The sequence below is a fragment of the Zoogloea sp. GDB6 genome (assembly GCF_056724105.1).
Window position 1 is genome coordinate 2,947,242 of sequence record NZ_CM161497.1, and the last position, 20,884, is coordinate 2,968,125.

Below are 20,884 nucleotides of genomic sequence, written 5' to 3' on the forward strand. Positions count from 1 at the left end.
CATGGGCTTACGAATACGCGCAAAACGGCATCTCATGCGGCAGCGCACCATCAACGGGAAAATCCTGGAACGAGGCACGCTCCCGGTGCATTTCGGCCAGCCGCCGGCCGCCGCAGCACGCCGGACAGGCGTAACATTCGCCCCCCTGAATCCACCCGCCGTCACAGGAGCTCCCCATGCGCCGCCTGACCGCCACCAGCAGCCGTCGCGACCTCCTCGTCCTCGCTCTGCCGGCCATCGCGCTGGTCATCGCCGCCTTTGTGCTGGCCTGGCAGTTCGTGCGGCCCGCGCCGCCGAAAAAGATCGTCATCAGTACGGGGGCTGCCGGTGGCGCCTACCAGTTCTTCGGCGAGCGCTACAAAGCCAAGCTGGCCCAGGAGGGCATCGAGGTCGAACTGCGCCCGTCCACCGGTGCGGTCGAGAACCTGATGCGCCTGAAGACCGACGACAGCGTGGACGCCGGCTTCGTGCAAGGCGGCATCGCCAACGAGCCCGATTCGGAAGACCTGGCCACCCTCGGCAGCATGTATCTGGAGCCGGTGTGGGTCTTCTACCGGGGCAAAGATGATTACGAGCGCCTGACCCAGCTGAAAGGCAAGCAGATCGCCGTCGGCGTGCAGGGCAGCGGTGCCCAGCTTTTCGCGCTGCAGCTGCTGTCCGCCAACGGCTTCGCCACCCACGACCCGACGCTGGTGGCCATCGGCGGCATGGACGCGGTGGACGCCCTCAAGCGCGGCGACGTGGATGCCTTCTTCGTGGTCGGCGCGCCGCAGGCGCCGGTGGTGGATGCGCTGCTCCACACGGAGGGCATCAAGCTGCTCGACTTCGTCCAGGCGGAAGGCTACGTGCGCCACTTTCCGCACCTGCTGACGGTCACCCTGCCCCGCGGCGCCATCGACATCGCCGACGACCGGCCGGCCAAGGACATCCACCTGCTCGCCGCCACCGCCAACCTGGTGGTCAAGGCCGACATCCATCCGGCCATCGTCACCCTGCTCCTCAAGCACGCCCGCGAGATCCACAGCGCGCCGGGCCTGCTGCAGGCGGCCGGCGCCTTCCCGGCGCCGCAGGACCATGCGCTGCCGTTGCACCCGTCGGCACGCCGCTTCTACGAAAGCGGCCCGCCCTTGCTGCAGCGCTACCTGCCGTTCTGGCTGGCGGTGCTGATCGACCGCCTGATCGTCATGCTGCTACCGCTGGTGGCGGTGGTGATCCCCCTCTCCAAGGTGCTGCCGGGCATCTACAACTGGCGCATCCGTTCCCGCATCTACCGCTGGTACGGGGAGCTGAAATACCTGGAGAACGAGCTCGACCAGAGCCCCGCCGCCGCCCACAACGCAGAGGCCATCGACGCCTTCATCCTGCGCGTCGACCGCATCGAGCAGCGCGCGCTGCATCGCAAGCTGCCGCTGGCCTTCAGCACCGAGCTGTACACCCTGCGCGAGCACATCGCGCTGGTGCGCGGCCACCTGCAACGTCTTGCGGAAACTGCCACAGGCTCAGCAAAGTCCAATTGATAAACTCGTCGTGCAGGCGGCCATCCGACCGCCGGCGCTACGCAAACCGAGCCACACCATGAGTCCCCATCTCGATCTCACCGCCCCTTACGCCCCGCTGGTCCATCGCATCGAAAAGGAAGCCACCGTCGAGAACGGCCAGATCCTGCGCATCGACCATTTCCTGAACCACCGCATCGAGCCGGCCTTCATCTTCGAGCTGGCCCATGAACTGGCGCGGCGCCTGTCCTTCTTCCAGCCCAACGTGATCCTCACCGCCGAGGCGAGCGGCATCGCGCCGGCGCTGATCGTCGCCCAGACCCTCAGCGTGCCGCTGGTGTATGCCAAGAAGTACTCGCCGCAGGTGGAAGCGCCAGCGATCTCGCGGATCATCCCGTCGCCGACCAAGGGCGGCCATACCCAGCTGGTGATCTCCCAGCGCTACATCAAGGCCGGCCAGCGGATTGTCATCGTCGACGACTTCCTTGCCAACGGCCGCACCGCCACCGCCCTGATCGACATGGTGCGGGAAGCCGGTGCCGAGGTGCTGGGCGCCGGCTTCGTGGTGGAAAAGCGCTTCAAGCAGGGCCGCGAGCACATCGAGGCGCTCGGCGTCCCGGTGTCGACGCTGGCCCAGGTGGAGCGCCTGGAGCACGGCCACGCCATTCTGTCGCAGCCGAAGGCCGAGTAAGCCCCGCTACTTCGGCAAGGGGTAGAACAGCTGCTCGTTGCCGATGCGATAGGCCGAGATCGCCCGCCGGCCGTCCGCCGACGTGAGCCAGGCGATGAACTTCTCGCCAGCGGCCTTCTTGACGTGCGGATGTTTGGCGGGGTTCACCAGCATCACGCCATAGGGGTTGTAGAGCTTGGGATCGCCCGCATACAGGATGGCCAGATCCTGGCGGTTCTTGAAGCTGGCCCAGGTGCCCCGGTCGGCCAGCGTGTAGGCGCCCATGCCGGCCGCCATGTTCAGCGTCGGCCCCATGCCGGAGCCGGCCTCCTTGTACCAGCCCTGCCCCTTCGGCTCGACGCCCGCCGCTTGCCAGAAACGCAGCTCCGCCGCGTGGGTGCCGCTACGGTCGCCGCGGGACACCCATGGGCTGCCCTTGCGGGCGATGCGCGCGAAGGCATCCGTCGCATCCTTCGCCCCCTTCACGCCCGCCGCGTCGGCCACGGGGCCGACCAGCACAAAATCGTTGTACATCACATCCTTGCGCTCGACGCCGTAACCATCGGCGACAAACTTGTCCTCGGCGGGCCGGTCATGCACCAGCACCACGTCCGCATCGCCACGCCGCCCCACGTCCAGCGCCTGGCCGGTGCCCAGGGCCACCACCTTCACGGCAATGCCGCTTTCCTTCTCGAAGATCGGCAGGATGAAATTGAACAGCCCCGACTGCTCGGTGGACGTGGTGGACGCGACCACGATGGTCTCGCCGGCCTGGGCCGCCGAAACCAGCACCGCCAGGCCCAGCACAGCCGATTTGATGAACTTCAAAACGCCATACGCCATGGTAGTTCTCCCTGGATGTAGAGCCGCGCGGCCTGGGAGGCCGGACGGGCGAAAAAACGCTGGACCGGGGCGTGTTCGCAGACACGCCCGCCGTCCATGAACACCACGTCGTCGGCGAGCCGGGTGGCCTGGCCGAGGTTGTGGGTGGTCATCAGGATACGTGTGCCCTCGGTACGGATCTCCCGCACGATGCGCTCGATGGCCTCCACCGACGATGGATCGAGGCTGGCGGTCGGCTCGTCGAGGAGCAGCAGGCGCGGCCGCGTCACCCAGGCCCGTGCCAGCGCCAGGCGCTGACGCTCGCCGCCGGACAGCCCGCGGGCGCCGTCATCGGCCCGATGGACCAGGCCGACACGTTCGAGCACCGCACGGGCCCGCTGGCGCCGCTCCGCCGCCGGCACGCGCTGCGGCCACAACGCCAGCTCCACGTTGGCAAGCACCGAATCGCGCAGCATCTTCGGCTGCTGGAAAACCATCGCCACGCCGAACTCGGGACGACCGCCATCGCCTCCCCAATGGATCTCGCCGCTGTCCGCTTCGAGCAGGCCGCACAAAGTACGCAGCAACACGCTCTTGCCCGCCCCGTTGGGGCCGAGCAGGATGGTGATGCCCTCGCCGCCCAGTTCCATACTGAGCCCGTCGAGCACCGCGTGCCCGCCGGCCTGCCAGCGCAGCTCATGGACGCGCAGCGGAAACAGGGATGGCGCCGGCACCACGTCGTCCGCCCTCATGCGTAGCGCCTCAGCGCCCACTGGCGCAGCGCGTGGGCGAAACCGTTGAGCAGCAGGATCACCGACAGCAGCACCAGGCCCAGCGCGATGGCCAACGGCAAGTCGCCCTTGCTGGTTTCCAGCGCAATCGCGGTGGTCATCGTGCGGGTGGAGCGGTCGATGTTGCCACCGACGATCATCACCGCCCCCACCTCGGACATGGCCCGCCCCAGCCCGGCCAGTACCGCCACCAGCAGGGAATGGCGGCAGTCATGGAGCAGCACGCGCACGCTGTCGAACCAGCCGAAACGCATCGCCGTCAGCTCTTCCTCGTATTCCCGCCAGGCATCCTCGACGACCTGCCGGGCGATGGCCGCCATCAGCGGCACCACCAGCAGGCTCTGGGCGACGACCATCGCCGTGGGCGAATACAGCAGGCCCAACTCACCCAGCGGCCCGGAGCGCGACAGCAGCAGATAGACCACCACCCCCACCACCACCGAAGGCAGGCCCATGCAGCCGTTGAGAATCACCACCAGCGCCGTCCGGCCGGGAAAGCGCCCGACGCCCAGGCAAGCCCCCAGCGGCAGCCCGAGCAGCGTACCGAACAGCACCGCCAGGCCGCTGACCCGCAGGGACAGCAGCACGATCCCGGCGACCTGCTGGTCGAAACCGGTTAGCAAGGCAAAGGCGTCGGAAAAAGCCTGCGTGAGTCCGTTCATGCGCGGAACTTATTTGTAAAAAAACCCGGCTCAGCCGCCGCCGCGCTGCATCGCGAGATCGATGCGGGCCAGCAGCGCCCTGCGCGCGGCGCGGTCGCCCGCAGTGAAGCGCAGGCGCGCCTGCAGCACTGGCAGGCGGAACAGGCCGATGCAACGCTCCGGCATCTCGCTGAGTTCAACCTCCAGTACCGCGCAGCCGTCATCGGCCCGCAGCCGGCCCGGCTCCAGCGTGGTGATGCCATGCGGCAGCGCCAGCCGCAGGCCCCGTTCAAACTCCGCCAATGTCGCGCCGACTTCCCGCACGAAGCCGCCCGGCGCGCACACATCTTCCCCCCGCAGCAAGCATCAGCCTCCGGCAATCGGCGGCCAGATGGCGAGTTCGTCGCCCTCCTGCAGCGCATGTTCGGGGCGTCCGGCGGGCGCGATGTAATGGCCGTTCACCAGCACGAGGTGCGCGCTCCTCTCCGGCAGTTGGTAGCGCGCGATCAGGTCGCCGACCGTCGTGCCGGGCTGCACGTCGAGCTCGATGCGGTTGCCGCGCCGCTCGGCCGGTAGATAGTCGGAGAGCGACGCGAACAGCTTGAAGACGACTCTCATGCGAAGGCGGCCACCGGGTGATGACGGGCCACCGAGTCCGGCTGCGTGGCCGCCAGGTAGGCCTCGAAGAAACGTTGCGGCGCCTGCAGCAGCACGTCCTTCCACGGGCCGAGCTTGAGCTTGCCCTGGATCAGCCCACGCAGCGCACCAACGTGCTGAGTCATACCGATGGAGGTGGCGCCGATCAACACGTCATCCTTGAACTGCAGGCTGAGGTAGCGGTAGGCCGCCTCGTCCACCTGCTCGACGCCCTGCCCGTCCGGTTCGCCCCACCATTGCCCGAAGGACGTGGAGATCAGCCCCAGGGTATCCAGCACGTTGATCGCCAGCACGCCCGGCATGCGCGCATTGCCGCCGGCCATGTTGATCGCCGCCACGCGGGCCTGGTCGGCCGCGTTGGGCTGGATGGCCGACACCAGATGGGCGCCAGTGAACAGGTCCGGCGCCTCGGCCACGTCGCCGGCGGCGAAGATGCCCGGCACCGAGGTCTCCATGCGCGCATCCACCAGCACGCCCTTGGCCACATGCACCGGCGTCGCGTCGAGGAAGGCAATGTTGGGCGCCACGCCGGCCGCGACGATCAGCAGGTCGCAGGGCAGCAGATCACCAGTGGACAGCTTGACCGTCAACGGCGCGCCGCCGGCATCGCCCCGTTCGATGCGCTCAACCCCCGCCGACGTGACGACGCGGATGCCCTTCTCCTGCACCCAGCGCTTGATCATGCCGCCGGCCTTGGGCGTCATCATGCGCGGCACCATGCGGTCGCCCATCTCGACGACGGTCAGCTCGACGCCGCGCTTGGCCAGCGCCTCCATGATGATGCAGCCGATGAAGCCGGCACCGAGCTGGATCACCCGCGCGCCGGGCTTGGCGTGGGCGGCGATGGCCCGCGCATCGGCCAGCGTCCAGCAGGTCTGCACCTCCGGCAGATCCACACCGGGGATCGGCGGGCGCACCGGGTGGGAGCCGGTCGCCACCAGCAGGCGGTCGTAGTTCTCGAAATGGCCGTCGGCGAACAGCACGCGCTGCTGCGCGGCATCCAGCGCCACCGCCCGGGCATTGAGCTGGCGCACGCCGAGCTTGTCGAAATGATCCGGCGTCTTGCGCAGCCAGGTGCCGGACTCGTCGATGTTGCCTTCCAGCAGGTAGGGAATCGCCATCCGCGAATAGGATGGCTCGCTCTCGCAGCCGACCATCACGATCTCGTCACACGGCGCAGCGCGGCGCAGGGCCTCAACGGCCACCACGCCCGCCGGCCCGTTGCCCAGGATGAGGTGTTTCATCGGGAAATCCTCGGATCAGGATCGCGCCGACGCGTACCGTATGGCTGCATCGGCGCAGGAAACAGGAAGCTGAAAGAGAATGGCGGGACACCTGCCCCGCCATCCCGCTCTTCAGAGCCCCAGGCGCTCCAGGGTTTCGGCCGTCGGCACCCCGTCCGGCGTCCACCCGCGCAGCTTGTAGTACTCCGGCAGCATCGTCGCGAGGCCGTTCACCAGCCCCTTGGCCGGACCGGTCTTGGCCGGTTCGGTGGTCAGGCGCGGCGGCAGGTTGTCGTCCTTGCTGGTCAGGCCCGCCGCATTGTTGAACAAGCGCTCCATGTTCCAGATCCGCTCGCCCATCGCGTTGAGCTTCTCCATCGACCAGTCGCCTTCGCAGGCCGCTTCGATCTGCGGCTGCACATCGGCCACGGTCCACGCGAAGGACGTGAACACGCAGATCCCTGCCGCGTCGAACACCGCCGTCGCATCCTGGAAGGCCTTCACCAGCTCCGGCTTGCCCTCGGTGGTGAGCGGATCGGTCTTGACCGGAATGCCCAGCACTTCCGACGCCACCGTGTAGCCGCGCAGATGGCAGGCGCCGCGGTTGGACGTGGCATAGGCCAGGCCCATGCCCTGGATGCCGCGGGCGTCGTAGGCCGGGAATTCCTGGCCCTTGACGGTCATCGACAGTTCAGGATGGCCGTACTTGGCGCACAGGCGCCGGGAACCCTCGCCAATCTCCTTGCCGAAGCCCTCGCCGCGGGCGGTCATCTCAGCCAGGCTCGCCAGCGCGGCGGCGGAGCCGAAAGGCGCCTCGGTGCCGAGCTGCTCCTTGGTCAGCACGCCCATCTCGTAGAGCTCCATCACCGCACCGATGGTGGCGCCGAAGGAGATCGGGTCCATGCCCTGCTCGTTGCACAGCAGGTTGGCGTACTGCAGCGCCTCCAGATCGCCGACGCCGTTGGCGGCGCCCAGCGCCCAGGCCGCTTCGTACTCCAGGCCGCCGGACGCGCCCCAGTACTTGGGATTGTTCACCACCGTGAAGTGACCCTTGTCGATCTCGGCGATGCGCCCGCAGGCGATGGTGCAGCCGAAGCAGGCCGCGTTGGTGACCAGTTGCGGCTTGCCGTCGGTGGGCCGCTTCTCGTGCATGGCCTCGGCGGAGATCTTGCCGGCGTCCTCGAACTGCACGTCCTTGTGGTTGCGGGTCGGCAGCGCACCGATCTCGTTGATCACGTTCATCAGCACCTGAGTGCCGTACTTCGGCAGCCCCTGGCCGGTCACCGCGTTGTCGGCGAGGATCTTCTTCTTCTCGTTGGTGATCTTCATGAAGGCCTTCATGTCCTTGATGCCGGACACGCCCTTGGTGCCGCGCAGGGCCACCGCCTTCAGGTTCTTCGAGCCCATCACCGCGCCGACACCGGAGCGCCCCGCCGCCCGGTGCAGGTCATTGACGATGCACGCGAACAGCACCTGGTTCTCGCCGGCCAGGCCGATGGACGACACGCGGATCAGCGGGTCCTGGTGGTGATGCTTGATCGCCTCCTCGGTCTCCCAGCAGCTCTTGCCCCACAGGTCGGCGGCATCGACCAGTTCGGCCTTGTCGTTCTCGACGTACAGATACACCGGCTTCGGCGAGCGGCCTTCGAAGATGATCATGTCCCAGCCGGCGAACTTCATCTCGGCGCCGAAGAAACCACCGGAGTTGGAGCACGCCACGGCCCCCGTCAGCGGCCCCTTGGTGACCACCGTGTAGCGCCCGCCGGTGGACGCCATCGTGCCGGTCAGCGGCCCGGTGGACATGATCATCTTGTTGTCCGGCGACAGCGGATCCACCTTCGGGTCGATCTCCGACACCAGGTACTTGGTCGCCAGCCCACGGGAACCGAGGTATTCGTCGGCCCACTCCATGTTGAGCGGCTCTTCCTTGCAGGTGCCGGCAGTGAGGTCGACACGCAGCACTTTCCTGTTCCAGCCCATGGTCGCCTCCTTATTCCGTGACGGCCGTGTTGGCCTTGGCCGCCCACGCCCGCATGCGGTCGAAGCCGGTCCAGTCGGCGTCCACATAGGTGATCGCCGCGGTCGGACAGGCTGCAGCGCAGGCCGGATCGCCGCCGCACAGGTCGCATTTCTGGACCTTGCCGGTGTCCTGGTTGTAATTGACGGTGCCGAAGGGGCAAGCGATCGTGCAGACCTTGCAGCCGACGCAAACGTCGTCGAAGACCTGCTTGGCGCCCGTCGCCGCATCGAGGCGGATCGCATCCACCGGACAGGCGTTCATGCACCAGGCCTCGGTGCACTGGGTACAGGTGTAGGGAACCTTGCGCCCCTCGGTCTCGAAACTGAAGACCTTGATGCGCGACTTGGAAGGATTGATGACCCCGGTGTGCTCGACCGAACATGCCATCTCGCACTGCAGGCAGCCGGTGCACTTCTTGGGATCAATGTGCAGGGATTTCCACATCGAACGATTCCTCCTCCAGATGGATCGCGAACCGGCCGGTGCGGCCACTGCTGGGCCGAAGGGTCACTCCGTGGAGCGCCTCGAACATCCGCCGGACTCTATCTCCCGCCATGGCCCACCCGAAATGGGCCGCGTGTCTTTTGAGAATACGCCGCCGCATCGTGATGTCAATGCGCGGCGCGGCAAGGCTGGAGGGGTGGGCTTGAAACGTGATGCGAGGGAGCGGAAGGCGGTAGCACCGAAAGCTGAGAACGTTTGCCTTCGGCCCGAAGCGGACGGTCCAAAGCCTGTTTCCAAAGTCATCACCGGTCCACCGCGTTTCCCGGAAGCTGCCATCGGCGCCAACCCGGCGATATCATCCCGAGCACTGACCTCGTCGCCCGCCATGAGAAGAGATGGACCCGGAAAGCCAGGAGAAAAATGCCGAAGAATCCGGGTCCGCTCGCCAGTCCCGTGTCAGGGCGATTTTGCGGGTGACCAGCGGCAACTTCCTCGAGCAGTTTGACTTCTTCCTTTTCGGCTTCTTCGCCGTCAATATTTCCCGGACCTTTTTCCCATCGGGCAGTGAGTTCGCCTCCCTGATGCTGGCGCTGAGCGTTTTCGGTGCCGGATTCCTGATGCGTCCCCTCGGGGCTGTCGTGCTGGGCGGCTATATCGATGAGGTCGGGCGGCGCCGTGGATTGATCGTGACGTTGTCCATCATGGCCTGCGGCACCGGTCTCATCGCCCTCGTGCCCTCCTACGCAAGCCTGGGCATTCTGGCTCCGATACTCGTCGTCGTCGGCCGTCTGTTGCAGGGCTTTTCGGCCGGGGCGGAGATGGGCGGGGTGTCCGTCTATCTCGCCGAGATGTCTCCCCCTGGACACCGGGGCCTCTACACGGCATGGCAATCGGCAAGCCAGCAGGTGTCTATCGTCCTTGCTGCCGCTCTCGGCTACGGGTTGCACCACTGGCTTTCCCCCCAGGAGATTGACGAATGGGGCTGGCGCATTCCCTTCCTGATCGGCTGTTCCATCATTCCCTGCATCTTCATGCTGCGAAGAAACCTGGAAGAGACAACCGCGTTTCATGCCTGCAAACACCCGCCGGATACCCGGGAGCTGTTCGCGACCCTGCGTGCCCACTGGGCGACGGTGTTTTACGGAATGCTGCTGGGGGCGATGACGACCGTCACGTTCAACTTGATCACGGTCTACACCCCGACCTTCGGCCGCACCGTCCTCAATCTGTCAGCCACTGACAGTCTGTTGGTCACGCTTTGCATCGGGGTCTCGAATTTTCTCTGGCTGCCGATCGGCGGTGCGCTTTCCGACCGGGTCGGCCGGCAGGCGGTCCTGATGACGGTCGCCACGCTCGCGCTGGCGAGCGCCTATCCCGCGTTCGCCTGGCTGGCTGGTAGCCCGAGCCTGCCCCGACTGCTGGGCGTGCAGCTGCTCTTCTCCATCTACTACGGCCTCTACAACGGCGCCATGATCCCGGCGCTCATCGAGCTCATTCCATCCAGGATTCGCGTCATGGGGTTCTCGCTGGCCTTCAGCCTGGCCGCAGCCTTGTTCGGGGGCGTGACCCTGGCGATGTCCACTTTCTTGATCAATGAGACCGGTGACAAGGCCGCACCGGGCTACTGGATGAGCTTCGCAGCCGGCTGCGGGCTCGTTTCCACGCTGATGCTTTACCGCAAGAAGCCATCGGCAGATGCCCTCACAACCTAGCGCCGGCCACTCATAAGGCCCGGACGGCCTGTTCCAGAAGTTCAGACAGTGCCTGCGCCGCCGGCTGAAGCCGTCCGCCCTTGCGGGTGATCAGTCCCAGCGTCCGGGTGATGTCCGGATCCGTCAGGGGAATGCTCACCAGATTGGGATACACATTGTCGCCGAGCGCCAGCCCCGGCAATACGGCCACACCGAGCCCGGCGGCCACCATGCTGATGGCACCAGTCACATGGTTGATCTCGTACTGGATGCTCGGCCGTCTTGCGACCTTGGCCAGGGCGTTATCGATCAGCATCCGATTGCCGCTGCTTTGCGAGACGGATACGAGCTTTTCACCGGCCAGGTCCGCCCACACCACCGTTTTCTCCCCCGCCAAGCGATGGTCCTTGCGTGCCATCAGGACGTAGTGCTCGGTATAAATGGCCTTGAAATCGATGTCGGCCTCCTGGGTGCCGATGAAATTCACCCCGAAATCCGCCTGTCCGGCCACCACGCAATCCAGGACATCCCGTGCACTCTCGTCGATGACCTTGACCCGGACGCCCGGGTGGGTTGAGGCAAATTCCTTCAGCACCGTCGGCAAGAGGTAATTCGCCACCGAGGGCACGCAGGCGATCGTAAGGCTCTCCCGGCGTAGCACCGTCCGTTCCGCCATGCCCTGCATGGCCATCTCCAGCTCTTCAATCACCGCCTCGGCGTGACCCAGAAACTGCCGGCCTTCATCCGTCAGGGAGACACGCCGCGTCGTCCGCTCCAGCAATCGAATCTGCAAGCTGGCCTCCAGTTTCTCGATACGCCGGCTCAATGCGGGCTGGGAAATGAACAGGCTCTCGGCCGCCGCCTTAAAGCTTGATTTCTCCGCCACGGCAATGAAGGCCTGGAGTTCGCTGATCTCGAAGTTGATGCGCACGGCTCATTAATCCATTAAATAAATGCAATTAACCTTTTAATCCGTGGAATGCATTATTGCAGCGGCCCACCATAAACACAAAGGAGACAAATGATGACGTGCTGGACGCCGGGCCGGAGCATGCTGCGGGGAATCATCGCAGCCAGCCTCGGCCTCATGGTTTCAATCGCCGCTGCCGATGACATCCACGTCGTCAGTTCCGGCGGCTTTGCTGCCGCCTACCGGGCACTGGCGCCCGGCTTCGAAAAGCAGACCGGCCACCATCTGGTGATCGCTTGGGGACCTTCCATGGGTGAGACCCCGCAAGCAATTCCGAATCGCCTGGCCCGGGGGGAAGACATCGACGTCGTCATCATGGTCGGCACTTCCCTGGATGAACTGATCAGCCATGGCAAGGTACTGGACGCCCAGCACCAGGTTTTGGCCCGCTCCAGGATCGGTCTGGCGGTCAAGGCCGGAGCGGCCCGGCCGGATATCTCAAGCATGGAGGGCCTGAGGAAAGCCCTGCTGGCGGCCAAGAGCATTGCCTACTCCGACAGCGCCAGCGGCGTCTTCCTGTCGACGGTGCTTATCCCGCGCATGGGCATTGCCGAGCAGATCCAGGGCAAGAGCCGGATGATTCCCGCGGAGCCGGTGGGGCAGGTGGTCGCCCGGGGGGAGGCGGAAATCGGGCTGCAGCAGATCAGCGAGTTGTTGCCGATCCCAGGGATCGATCTTGTCGGTGCCTTGCCTGACGCCGCCCAGCAGATCACGCCCTTCTCCGCCGGCATCGTCGCAGACAGCAAGGCCCGGGAAGCGGCCAAGGCGCTGATCAACTACCTCGCCTCCCCCACCGCGGCCCCGCTGATCCGGCAGACCGGGCTCGATCCGGCCAACGACAACGCTCACTAGCCTTTGGAGCCCACCATGCAAAACACCAAAGCAGCCCGCGCCTCGAAGATCTCTACGGTCTTGCGCGTTACCAGCGGCAACTTCCTGGAGATGTTCGACTTCTTTCTGTACGGCTTCTACGCCACGTACATTTCCAAGACGTTTTTCCCGAGCGACAACGAATACGCATCTCTGATCCTGACCTTTGCCACCTTCGGCGCGGGCTTCCTGATGCGTCCCCTGGGGGCAGTCCTCTTGGGCAGCTATATCGACCGCATCGGTCGCCGCCAGGGGCTGATCGTGACGCTGGGCATCATGGCCTTCGGCACCATCCTCATTGCCTTCGTGCCGGGTTACGCCACCATCGGCATCGCCGCCCCCATCCTCGTCCTGATCGGCCGCCTGCTGCAGGGCTTCTCGGCGGGGGTGGAGCTGGGCGGGGTGTCGGTTTACCTGGCTGAAATGGCAACACCCGGCCACAAGGGCTTCTACGTCAGCTGGCAGTCGGCCAGCCAGCAGGTGGCCATCATGGCGTCGTCGGTCATCGGCTACCTGCTCAGCCAATGGCTGCTCCCGGCCGACATCAACGCCTGGGGATGGCGCATTCCCTTCTTCATCGGCTGCATGATCATCCCGGTGATCTTCATGATCCGCCGCTCCCTGCAGGAGACCGAGGAATTCCTGGCGCGCAAGCACCACCCCACCTTCAAGGAGATCGTCAGTTCCATCGCGCACAACTGGCGCATCGTGATTGCCGGCATGATGATGGTCGTCATGACGACAGTGTCCTTCTACCTGATCACCGTCTATACGCCGACCTTCGGCAAGAGCGTACTCCAGCTGAGTTCCGCGGACAGCTTGCTGACCACGTTCTGCGTCGGCATGTCCAACTTCTTCTGGCTACCCGTCATGGGTGCGGTATCCGACCGGTTCGGACGTCGGCCGGTATTGCTGACCTTCACGGTCCTGCCGATTCTCACCGCCTATCCGATCCTGTCCTGGCTGGTAGCGAACGTCAGCTTCGAGAACCTGCTGGTGACCGAACTCTGGCTGTCCTTCATGTACGCCAGTTACAACGGCGCGGCGGTGGTGGCCCTGACGGAAGTGATGCCCAAGCATGTCCGCACGGTTGGCTTTTCCCTGGCCTATAGCCTGGCGACAGCGGTTTTCGGCGGATTTACGCCGATGATTTCGACCTGGCTCATCGAAACCAGCGGCGACAAGGCGGCCCCGGGATACTGGATGACGTTCGCGGCAGTCTGCGGCCTGATCGCCACCGTGATCCTTTACCACCGTGGCGGGATCGCCGAGCGTGGCGCTTCCGTGCTGGCGCCGCAGGGACAAGCCTAGTCCCGGGGTCATGCAGTGATGAACAAAGCCTCCGAACCGGCTACCGCATGGGCTGGCCTCTTGCGTCAGCTTCCAGCGATGGCCGGCAGCATCGTGGTCGCCGGAGCGGGGGCGCTTTTGTGGCGATTCGGCAATCTGCCGCTGCCGTGGCTGGTGGGGTCCCTGTACGCCATAGCCCTGGCACGCATCACCGGCCTGCCCTTGCTCGCGCCCCCGTGGGCCAGGCAAGGGGGGCAGTGGATCATCGGCAGCAACATGGGCTTGTATTTCACCTCAGCCGTTCTGGTGGAACTGGTCTCCCACGCCTCCCTCATCGTCGGGATGGCGTTCGTTTCCATGATGATGGGCGTGGCCGGCGCCATGCTGATCGTCCGCTGGCGTTTGGCCGACCGACCCACCGCATTTTTTTCGTCCATGCCCGGCGGGGCCTCGGAGATGGCCAACCTTTCCGATCTGTGGAACGCCTCCGTGGACAAGGTGGCAGCGGCCCACGCAACCCGGGTCATGTTGGTCGTGCTGATCGTTCCCCTCGCCTTGACACTGTTTGGCCGCCACGGGGACAGCAGTGCATTACTCCATTCCAGGAGCGTCCAGTGGCAGCACTTTCCGCTGATGGTGGCCGCAAGCCTGGGGGGCGTCGGTTTGTTCAAATTGTTGCGCCTGCCCAATTCCTGGGTGCTTGGCACGCTTTCGGCCGTCGCTGCACTGTCGGTCCTTGGTGTCCCCCTGTCCGGGCTGCCGGACTGGCTGACGGCCGGTGGGCAAATGCTGATCGGCATTTCCCTGGGCTGCCGGTTCGGGCCCGGATTCCTGCGCAAGGCGCCGGCATTCATCGCGTGCGTCGTTGCTGTCAGCCTGGTGTTTCTGGCCGTGACGGCCTCCCTGGCGTTCCTGCTGGCTGCACCAATGGGCCTGCCCTTCCCCGGCCTCGTGCTCAGTTTCGCCCCCGGGGGCATTGCCGAGATGTCGCTCACGGCGAGCCACCTGAACCTCGGTGTTCCCCTGGTGGTCGCGTCGCACGTCGTCCGCACGGCCATCCTGACGCTTCTGGCCCCCGTCGGCTTCCGTATCTTTTGTCGGCTGAATGGAGGCGGCTGAGCAGTTCAGCTGAAGCCACGCGCCTGCTGAACGGCAGCTTGCGTCACAACGAACGTTGAGCGATCTGACTGCTTTCGAATTTTGCGACCGCCCGCAATGAATCGGTGGCGACCTGTCACGTCCCTTGCACTGGACGTCCGCTTCGGCCGATCACCTGCACGCATGGCAGACCGCTGGTTGGCCAAGCAACTTCGCTGCCGCAAGGCAGGCTCTCGGTGCCCCTGTGTTTTATGAAATTGAGTTGGAGCCACGGGCTTTGGCAAGAGTCACGGACAACGTGTTGACGGGCAGGTACAGGGCAGCGCTCAAAAACGCCAAAGTCATGTGGCACAGGTAGACAGCATCGAAGTCGGCACGCTGCAAATGGGCACTGCCTAGAAGTAACACAGTGAGGGCAACCCCCATGACGGAGCCGATTTGGCGTATCGCCTGATTGATGGCGCCGCCGACGGCGTAATGGTCTGAAGGCAAGTGGCTGACAGCTGCGCCCGATCGCGAAGGCAACACCATTCCCACGCCGACGCCACCCAACAGCATGCCCGGTAGCCAGTGCATCAGATACGCGGGCTCAGTGCCGGGCACCAGTAAAAACCACAAGGCGCTGACGGCGTAGATCAGGCAGCCCCCGACCAGCCAAGGAACACGGCTAGGCTAATGACCCTGGATAACGGCCAGGGCGAGACAGTTGAGCTACGCTGCACGTTTGCCCTACTCCGCAGATTCTATGGTGAGTGAATTTATTAAAGGCCTGGTATGAAAATCAGATTTCCGCCATCTGTCAGCTCTTCAATGCGTTTGGCCTTCAACGGCGCGTACCCCGCAGACTCATACATTGCAGTGGCTGCTTCTTTGGAAGGGAAGCGGATTATGGCAGTTAGATTTCCGCTGGACTGACCTTCTTTGACCTCGACATCGCGTGTGGCCGCAATAAACTTGCCGCCGAACTTCTCGACCTCCGTGCTCATCAGCGAGCCATATTGCTCAAAGTATTTCGGAAAGTCTTTTACATTGAATTGCACAAGGACAAACATGGGCGTCGACATTGGTATCTCCTAGTTAATAACGATCAAAAAGCGAATGCCTGGCGATTTACAATCTTGCGTTACCGGAGGCTGGCGGAATTGATCAATTCAGATAAGTCCGAACGTTTTTCTTAGACCTTGCTCGACAGGCCCAGCAGGCAAGAAGCGACGGAGTTTGGCCAGAAGCGATGCCTCCCCTTTGGGCGTGCGTCGCATCGTCCAGCCCCCCAACGCTGCATCGATGATCGTGCCGGCTACGCCGTCAGGGTCGGGCGCCTTCTGGACATTCTTCTGAATTGCCTGGGATACGACGCCGAACTGTTCGCTGTAATCCGCTATCTTGCGAATGGTCTGCGGTGCGTTGAGATCCAGGTTAGTCTTGGTGAACGAGGGCTCGACCAGTGAGACTCGAATCCCGAATTGGCGCACCTCATGATCCAGGGTCTCGGACAGCCCTTCAACGGCGTGCTTGGAGGCCGAATAGAGTGCCATGTACGGCGCGGGCAGAAAGCCCAGCACCGAGCTGACGTTGACGATGCGGCCGGAGCGCTGCTCGCGCATCTGCGGCAGCACGGCCTTGATCACGCGCAAAAGCCCGAAGAGGTTAGTGTCGAACAGCGTTTGGGCTTCGGCAATCGACGTTTCTTCCGTTGCGCCCAGCAGGGTCACGCCTGCGCTATTGACCAGTACGTCGATCCGCTTGGCATGAGCAATGATTGTCTGGATTCCGTGTTGAACTGATGCATCGTCACGGATATCCATCTCAATCAGTACAACACCGGGAATTGGCATTGCTTTGCTGGTCTTGCGTACGGTACCGAATACTCGGCAACCACGTTTGGCAAACCTCTCTGCGGTGGCGCGTCCAATGCCGGACGACACACCGGTAACCAGTACAACTTGAGCATTCGACATGGCAATTCCTTTTCAGCAATAGAGGATTGAGGAGTGAGCCTGGGGCAACCGCTGATCAGTGGTGCGAGTGAGCGGGCCTGATCTTGAACCAGATGGAATACACGGCCGGCAGGAACACGAGCGTCAGGATCGTCCCGGCAAAGGTGCCGCCAATCAGTGTGTAGGCCAGCGTTCCCCAGAACACCGAATGGGTCAGCGGGATGAAGGCGAGGATTGCCGCCAGTGCAGTCAGGATCACCGGACGCGCGCGCTGCACGGTCGCTTCGACAAGCGCACGGAAAGGGTCCAGCCCCGCCCGCTCGTTTTCACGAATCTGTCCGATCAGGATCAGCGTGTTGCGCATCAGGATGCCCGACAGCGCGATCAAGCCAACCAACGCATTGATGCCGAAGGGCTGCTGGAACAGGATCAGCGTCGGTACCACACCGATCAGTCCCAACGGACTGGTCAGGAAGACCATGACCATTCCGGCGATCGAGCGGACCTGCAGGATGATGATCAGCAGCGTGGCGGCCAGCATGATGGGAAAGATCGGCAGCATGGCGACCGAAGCCTTGCCCGACTCTTCGATGGAGCCGGCCTCCACGATGCGGTAGCCGCTCGGCAGCTTGTCCATGACGGGCTGGAGCTGCTTGGTCATGGCCGTCAACACGTCCGGCGGCTGCAAGCCTTCGGCGATGTCGCCGCGCACGGTGATCGTCGGCGTGCGGTCACGCCGCCGCAGGATGGGGTCTTCCATGCGCACCTCGACCTTGCCCACCTGCGACAGCGGGATGCGTTGCCCCGCCGAACCGACCAGCGTGAAGCCTGCGATCTTCGCGGGATCGAGACGGGCATCGCCCGCAGAGCGACCGACGACCTGTACCGAGCGGATATCCTCCCGCACCTCCGTCAGCGGTGCCCCGCTCAGCAGGAACTGCAACTGCAAGGCTACCGAACTGGAACTCAACCCAACCGCCTGGAGCCGATCCTGGTCGAGGGTGAAGTGCAGGGTCGGGACACGCGGTCCCCAGTCCGTATTGACGGTGCGCATCATCGGGCTGGCGTGCAGGACGGCCTCGACCTCAGCGGAGATCTCGCGCAACTTGTCCGGATCCGGCCCCATGACGCGGTAAGCCACAGGAAACGGCGAAGGAGGCCCGAACACGATCTGGGTGACACGCACCCGCGCCTCGGGCGCCAAGCCGTCGGCTATCACCTGACGCAGTCTGAACTTGAGGGCTTCCCGTTCCTTGTCGTTGCCGGCGAGCACCACGATCTTGGCGAAGGACGGATCGGGCAGCTCAGGTGCCATCGCCAGGAAGAAGCGCGGTGCGCCCTGGCCGATGTAGGCGGTGACGATCCTGGCTTCCTCCTGCTTGGCCAGCCAGGCTTCGACCTTCGCCGTCGCGGCGCTGGTCTGCTCGATCGAGCTGCCGTAGGGCATCTGTACCTCGACCAGCACTTCCGGCCGGTCGGAGGTCGGGAAGAACTGCTTCTTGACCACGGCCATACCCAGCACCGCCGTCACGAACAGGCCGATCACGGTACCGGCAACAATCCACTTGCGGGCGATGACGCGCACCAATATCTGACGGAAGCGGTTGTAGCGCGGCGTGTCGTAGATCGCCTCGTGACCGCCCTCGACTTTCTTGAACTCGGGCAAGAGCTTCACACCGAGGTAAGGCGTAAACATCACCGCCACCACCCAGGAGGCGATGAGTGCGATACCGACGATCCAGAACATGTTGCTGGTGTATTCGCCTGCCGTGGAGCGTGCGAAGCCATTGGGCATGAAGCCGACGGCCGTGACCAGCGTGCCGGACAGCATGGGCGCCGCCGTATGACTCCAGGCATAGGCCGAGGCCGCGATGCGGTCATAGCCTTCTTCCATCTTCACCACCATCATTTCGATGGCGATGATTGCGTCATCCACCAGCAGCCCCAGCGCCAGGATCAGCGAGCCCAGCGTGATGCGGTCGAAGTTCTTGCCGGTAGCCGCCATGATGACGAACACCGCCGCCAGCGTCAGCGGTACGGCTGCCGCCACCACAATCCCGACGTGCCAACCCATGCTGACGAAACACACCACCATCACCACCAGCAGGGCGACGAAGAACTTGACCATGAACTCGTCCACCGCCGAGCTGATGTTGACGGACTGATCGGTGACCTTGGTCAGTGTCATGCCCAGCGGGAGTTCCGCGTTGATCTTGGTGACTTCCGCCCCCAGTGCCTTGCCCAGGTCGAGCCCGTTCCAGTCGTCGCGCATCACGACGCCGAGCAACAGCGCCGGCTCGCCGCCGTTGCGAACCAGGAAGGTGGCGGGATCTTCATACCCCCGCTCGACGCTCGCCACATCCGACAGCTTCAGCGTGCGGCCCTGCGCAACGATCGGGGTCTGGCGGATCTTCTCCAGCGTGTCGAAAGCGCCATCGACGCGCACGAAGACCTGCGGCCCCTTGGTTTCGATCGAGCCGGCGGGCGTCAGCACGTTCTGGCTGTTGAGCGCGGCGAAGATATCCTGCGGCGCAACCCCCAGCGTCGCCAGGCGGTCGTGCGAGAAGGACACGAAGATGCGTTCGGGCTGCTCGCCGATGATGTTGACCTTCTTGACGCCGGCGACATGCAGTAGTTGCTGGCGCAGCGCTTCCGCGTCGCGCGCCAGCAGTCTCTGCTCTTCGCCCTTGGCCTTGAGGGCGAAGAGCGCAAAGGTCACGTCCGCATATTCGTCGTTGACCATCGGACCGATGACGCCTGCAGGCAACTTCTTGGCCTCGTCGCTGATCTTCTTGCGGGCCTGGTAGAACTCCTCCTGGACCTCCGCAGGCGGTGCGCTGTCACGCAGCGAAACCATGGTGAAGGCCAGGCCGGGGCGGGTGAAGGTTTCCGTGCGGTCATACCAGCGCAATTCCTGCATGCGCTTTTCCAGCGGTTCGGCGATCTGGTCCTGCATCTCCTTGGCCGTCGCACCCGGCCAGGCGGTGACGATCGTCATCTGCTTGATCGTGAATGGCGGGTCTTCCGCACGCCCAAGCTTGAAGAACGCGAGAATGCCAGCGGCCGAGATCAGGACGATCAGGAACAGGGTAATGGCGCGTTCGCGTACCGCGAGCGCCGACAGGTTGAAACGCCCCTCGCTCACGGACGTGCTCCTTCAGCCCCAGTGGCGACGGCGAGACCCGCCACCCTAACCTGCTCGCCTTCGCGTAGCAGATGCGCGCCGAGCGCAACGATCCGTTCCCCCTGCTTGATCTGACCCGCAACGTAGGCGCCGGTGTCATCCATGCGCTGAACAGCGACCGGTCGCCAGGACACCTTTGCCGGCTCGCCATTGATGGTCCACACCCCGGGTCCTTTGCCCGCGTCGAACAAAGCACCAATCGGCACGTACAGACTGTCCTGTCCTGAAGAATGTCCGTCCGGTATCTGGATTACGACCGTGGTGCCCAGGGGTGCGTTTGACAGTTCGCCATCCAGCACATACCGCGCCTCGAAGGTGCGCGTAAGTCGATCTGCGGAGTTGGCGAGTTGCCGGAGCCTGGCCGGAACGCGAAGGTCTTCCTTGCTGAAGAGGCAGGCTTGTCCGACCGAGCCAAGGGCAGGACGAAGCGTTTCTGGCAGTTGGATAACGGCCTCGCGCTGTCCGGCGCGGGCCAGGCGCACCACGACTTGTCCCGCATTGACGACCTGGCCCGGTTCGACCAGCGTTTCCACGACCACCCCGTCGCCGTCTGCGACCAATTCAGCATAGCGGCTCGCATTACGGGCGACTTCAGCCTGCGCCTCAGCGGCACTGAGCTGGGCTTTGGCGGCATCTGCTGCGGCCTTGATCTGATCGTAGGCCGAAGAGGATATGGCGCCGGTTCCACGCAGGTCGCGGTAGCGTGCTTCATCTTCAGCGGTCTGTTGCGCCCGAGCCCGCGCGGCGACGACGGCCTCCTGCTGCGCCTGCGCAGCAAGCTTGAGATCGACGGGATCGATGCGCATCAGGGGCTGGCCGCGCTTGACGGTTTGCCCTGCATCCACGAGCCGCTCCAGCACCTTGCCGGAGACGCGAAAGCCGAGGTCGCTTTGTACCCGAGCGGCTACGGTTCCCGTGAATGAACGTGATGCAGACGTGGCCCCTTGGACGATTGCGGCACGCACCAAGGGGGCTTCGGTACGCGGATCGGCTGGCGTCGTTTCACCGCAAGCGACCAACGCAAACGGCAATGCGCAAATGGCAGAAGTTGTAGCGATGCGACGCCGGAGCATGAAAGTC

General features: G+C 64.4%; 20 protein-coding genes. 6 read left to right on the forward strand and 14 right to left on the reverse strand.

The window, feature by feature from the left end; translation table 11 throughout:
* Positions 1–176: 176 nt before the first annotated feature.
* Both AC1PQG_RS13295 and AC1PQG_RS13300 read left to right on the forward strand, forming a co-directional pair.
* The gene (locus tag AC1PQG_RS13295; RefSeq protein ID WP_481118335.1) at positions 177–1,517 is read left to right on the forward strand and encodes a TAXI family TRAP transporter solute-binding subunit; all 1,341 of its coding nucleotides are present in this window, start codon (positions 177–179) and stop codon (positions 1,515–1,517) included.
* A 58-nt stretch (positions 1,518–1,575) separates the two neighbouring features.
* Positions 1,576–2,187 carry a xanthine phosphoribosyltransferase gene (locus AC1PQG_RS13300; protein WP_481118336.1) on the forward strand — a complete coding sequence of 204 codons (612 nt, stop codon included), beginning with the start codon at positions 1,576–1,578 and terminating at the stop codon, positions 2,185–2,187.
* A gap of 6 nt (positions 2,188–2,193) precedes the next feature.
* Here AC1PQG_RS13300 and AC1PQG_RS13305 read toward each other — a convergent pair whose 3' ends face one another.
* The 8 genes from AC1PQG_RS13305 to AC1PQG_RS13340 all read right to left on the reverse strand — a co-directional run bounded on the left by AC1PQG_RS13305 (position 2,194) and on the right by AC1PQG_RS13340 (position 8,764).
* A complete protein-coding gene (locus AC1PQG_RS13305) occupies positions 2,194–3,009 on the reverse strand; it encodes an ABC transporter substrate-binding protein (RefSeq protein WP_481118337.1) in 816 nt (271 codons plus the stop codon).
* Positions 2,991–3,740, reverse strand: a complete 750-nt coding sequence (locus tag AC1PQG_RS13310) for an ABC transporter ATP-binding protein (protein WP_481118338.1) — start codon at positions 3,738–3,740, stop codon at positions 2,991–2,993. Before AC1PQG_RS13310 ends, AC1PQG_RS13305 begins: the two co-directional genes overlap by 19 nt.
* Positions 3,737–4,441 carry an ABC transporter permease gene (locus tag AC1PQG_RS13315; protein ID WP_481118339.1) on the reverse strand — a complete coding sequence of 235 codons (705 nt, stop codon included), beginning with the start codon at positions 4,439–4,441 and terminating at the stop codon, positions 3,737–3,739. Before AC1PQG_RS13315 ends, AC1PQG_RS13310 begins: the two co-directional genes overlap by 4 nt.
* Positions 4,442–4,471: 30 nt before the next feature.
* Positions 4,472–4,783 carry a hypothetical protein gene (locus AC1PQG_RS13320; RefSeq protein ID WP_481118340.1) on the reverse strand — a complete coding sequence of 104 codons (312 nt, stop codon included), beginning with the start codon at positions 4,781–4,783 and terminating at the stop codon, positions 4,472–4,474.
* A 3-nt stretch (positions 4,784–4,786) separates the two neighbouring features.
* Positions 4,787–5,038 carry a MoaD/ThiS family protein gene (locus AC1PQG_RS13325; protein ID WP_481118341.1) on the reverse strand — a complete coding sequence of 84 codons (252 nt, stop codon included), beginning with the start codon at positions 5,036–5,038 and terminating at the stop codon, positions 4,787–4,789.
* The gene (locus tag AC1PQG_RS13330) at positions 5,035–6,321 is read right to left on the reverse strand and encodes an NAD(P)/FAD-dependent oxidoreductase (RefSeq protein ID WP_481118342.1); all 1,287 of its coding nucleotides are present in this window, start codon (positions 6,319–6,321) and stop codon (positions 5,035–5,037) included. The genes AC1PQG_RS13325 and AC1PQG_RS13330 overlap by 4 nt, the downstream gene beginning before the upstream one ends.
* 111 nt (positions 6,322–6,432) lie before the next feature.
* On the reverse strand, positions 6,433–8,280 hold the full coding sequence (locus AC1PQG_RS13335; protein WP_481118343.1) for an aldehyde ferredoxin oxidoreductase family protein: 1,848 nt from the start codon (positions 8,278–8,280) through the stop codon (positions 6,433–6,435).
* Between the two features lie 10 nt (positions 8,281–8,290).
* Positions 8,291–8,764, reverse strand: coding sequence for a 4Fe-4S dicluster domain-containing protein (locus AC1PQG_RS13340; RefSeq protein ID WP_481118344.1), 474 nt, complete (start codon positions 8,762–8,764; stop codon positions 8,291–8,293).
* A gap of 395 nt (positions 8,765–9,159) precedes the next feature.
* Between AC1PQG_RS13340 and tcuC (AC1PQG_RS13345) the strand changes: the two genes are divergently transcribed.
* Positions 9,160–10,476 (forward strand): tricarballylate/proton symporter TcuC, encoded by a 1,317-nt coding sequence (gene tcuC / locus AC1PQG_RS13345; RefSeq protein WP_481118345.1) that lies wholly within the window; start codon positions 9,160–9,162, stop codon positions 10,474–10,476.
* A 10-nt stretch (positions 10,477–10,486) separates the two neighbouring features.
* Here tcuC (AC1PQG_RS13345) and AC1PQG_RS13350 read toward each other — a convergent pair whose 3' ends face one another.
* Complete coding sequence (locus AC1PQG_RS13350; protein WP_481118346.1) at positions 10,487–11,386, reverse strand: LysR family transcriptional regulator; 900 nt, start codon at positions 11,384–11,386, stop codon at positions 10,487–10,489.
* A 90-nt stretch (positions 11,387–11,476) separates the two neighbouring features.
* Between AC1PQG_RS13350 and AC1PQG_RS13355 the strand changes: the two genes are divergently transcribed.
* Genes AC1PQG_RS13355 through AC1PQG_RS13365 form a run of 3 tightly spaced genes read left to right on the forward strand, consistent with a single transcriptional unit; the run spans position 11,477 to position 14,704 of the window.
* On the forward strand, positions 11,477–12,277 hold the full coding sequence (locus AC1PQG_RS13355; RefSeq protein WP_481118347.1) for a substrate-binding domain-containing protein: 801 nt from the start codon (positions 11,477–11,479) through the stop codon (positions 12,275–12,277).
* Between the two features lie 15 nt (positions 12,278–12,292).
* Entirely contained in the window at positions 12,293–13,606 is a 1,314-nt protein-coding gene (tcuC, locus tag AC1PQG_RS13360; RefSeq protein WP_481118348.1) for a tricarballylate/proton symporter TcuC, read from the forward strand.
* An 18-nt stretch (positions 13,607–13,624) separates the two neighbouring features.
* On the forward strand, positions 13,625–14,704 hold the full coding sequence (locus AC1PQG_RS13365; protein WP_481118349.1) for an AbrB family transcriptional regulator: 1,080 nt from the start codon (positions 13,625–13,627) through the stop codon (positions 14,702–14,704).
* A 228-nt stretch (positions 14,705–14,932) separates the two neighbouring features.
* Here AC1PQG_RS13365 and AC1PQG_RS13370 read toward each other — a convergent pair whose 3' ends face one another.
* The 5 genes from AC1PQG_RS13370 to AC1PQG_RS13390 all read right to left on the reverse strand — a co-directional run bounded on the left by AC1PQG_RS13370 (position 14,933) and on the right by AC1PQG_RS13390 (position 20,877).
* Entirely contained in the window at positions 14,933–15,301 is a 369-nt protein-coding gene (locus tag AC1PQG_RS13370) for a hypothetical protein (RefSeq protein ID WP_481118350.1), read from the reverse strand.
* A gap of 143 nt (positions 15,302–15,444) precedes the next feature.
* Positions 15,445–15,747, reverse strand: a complete 303-nt coding sequence (locus AC1PQG_RS13375) for a DUF1330 domain-containing protein (protein WP_481118351.1) — start codon at positions 15,745–15,747, stop codon at positions 15,445–15,447.
* 87 nt (positions 15,748–15,834) lie between these two features.
* Positions 15,835–16,641 (reverse strand): oxidoreductase, encoded by an 807-nt coding sequence (locus tag AC1PQG_RS13380; protein WP_481118352.1) that lies wholly within the window; start codon positions 16,639–16,641, stop codon positions 15,835–15,837.
* Positions 16,642–16,696: 55 nt separating this feature from the next.
* Complete coding sequence (locus AC1PQG_RS13385; RefSeq protein ID WP_481118353.1) at positions 16,697–19,765, reverse strand: efflux RND transporter permease subunit; 3,069 nt, start codon at positions 19,763–19,765, stop codon at positions 16,697–16,699.
* On the reverse strand, positions 19,762–20,877 hold the full coding sequence (locus tag AC1PQG_RS13390; RefSeq protein ID WP_481118354.1) for an efflux RND transporter periplasmic adaptor subunit: 1,116 nt from the start codon (positions 20,875–20,877) through the stop codon (positions 19,762–19,764). Before AC1PQG_RS13390 ends, AC1PQG_RS13385 begins: the two co-directional genes overlap by 4 nt.
* Positions 20,878–20,884: the final 7 nt, after the last annotated feature.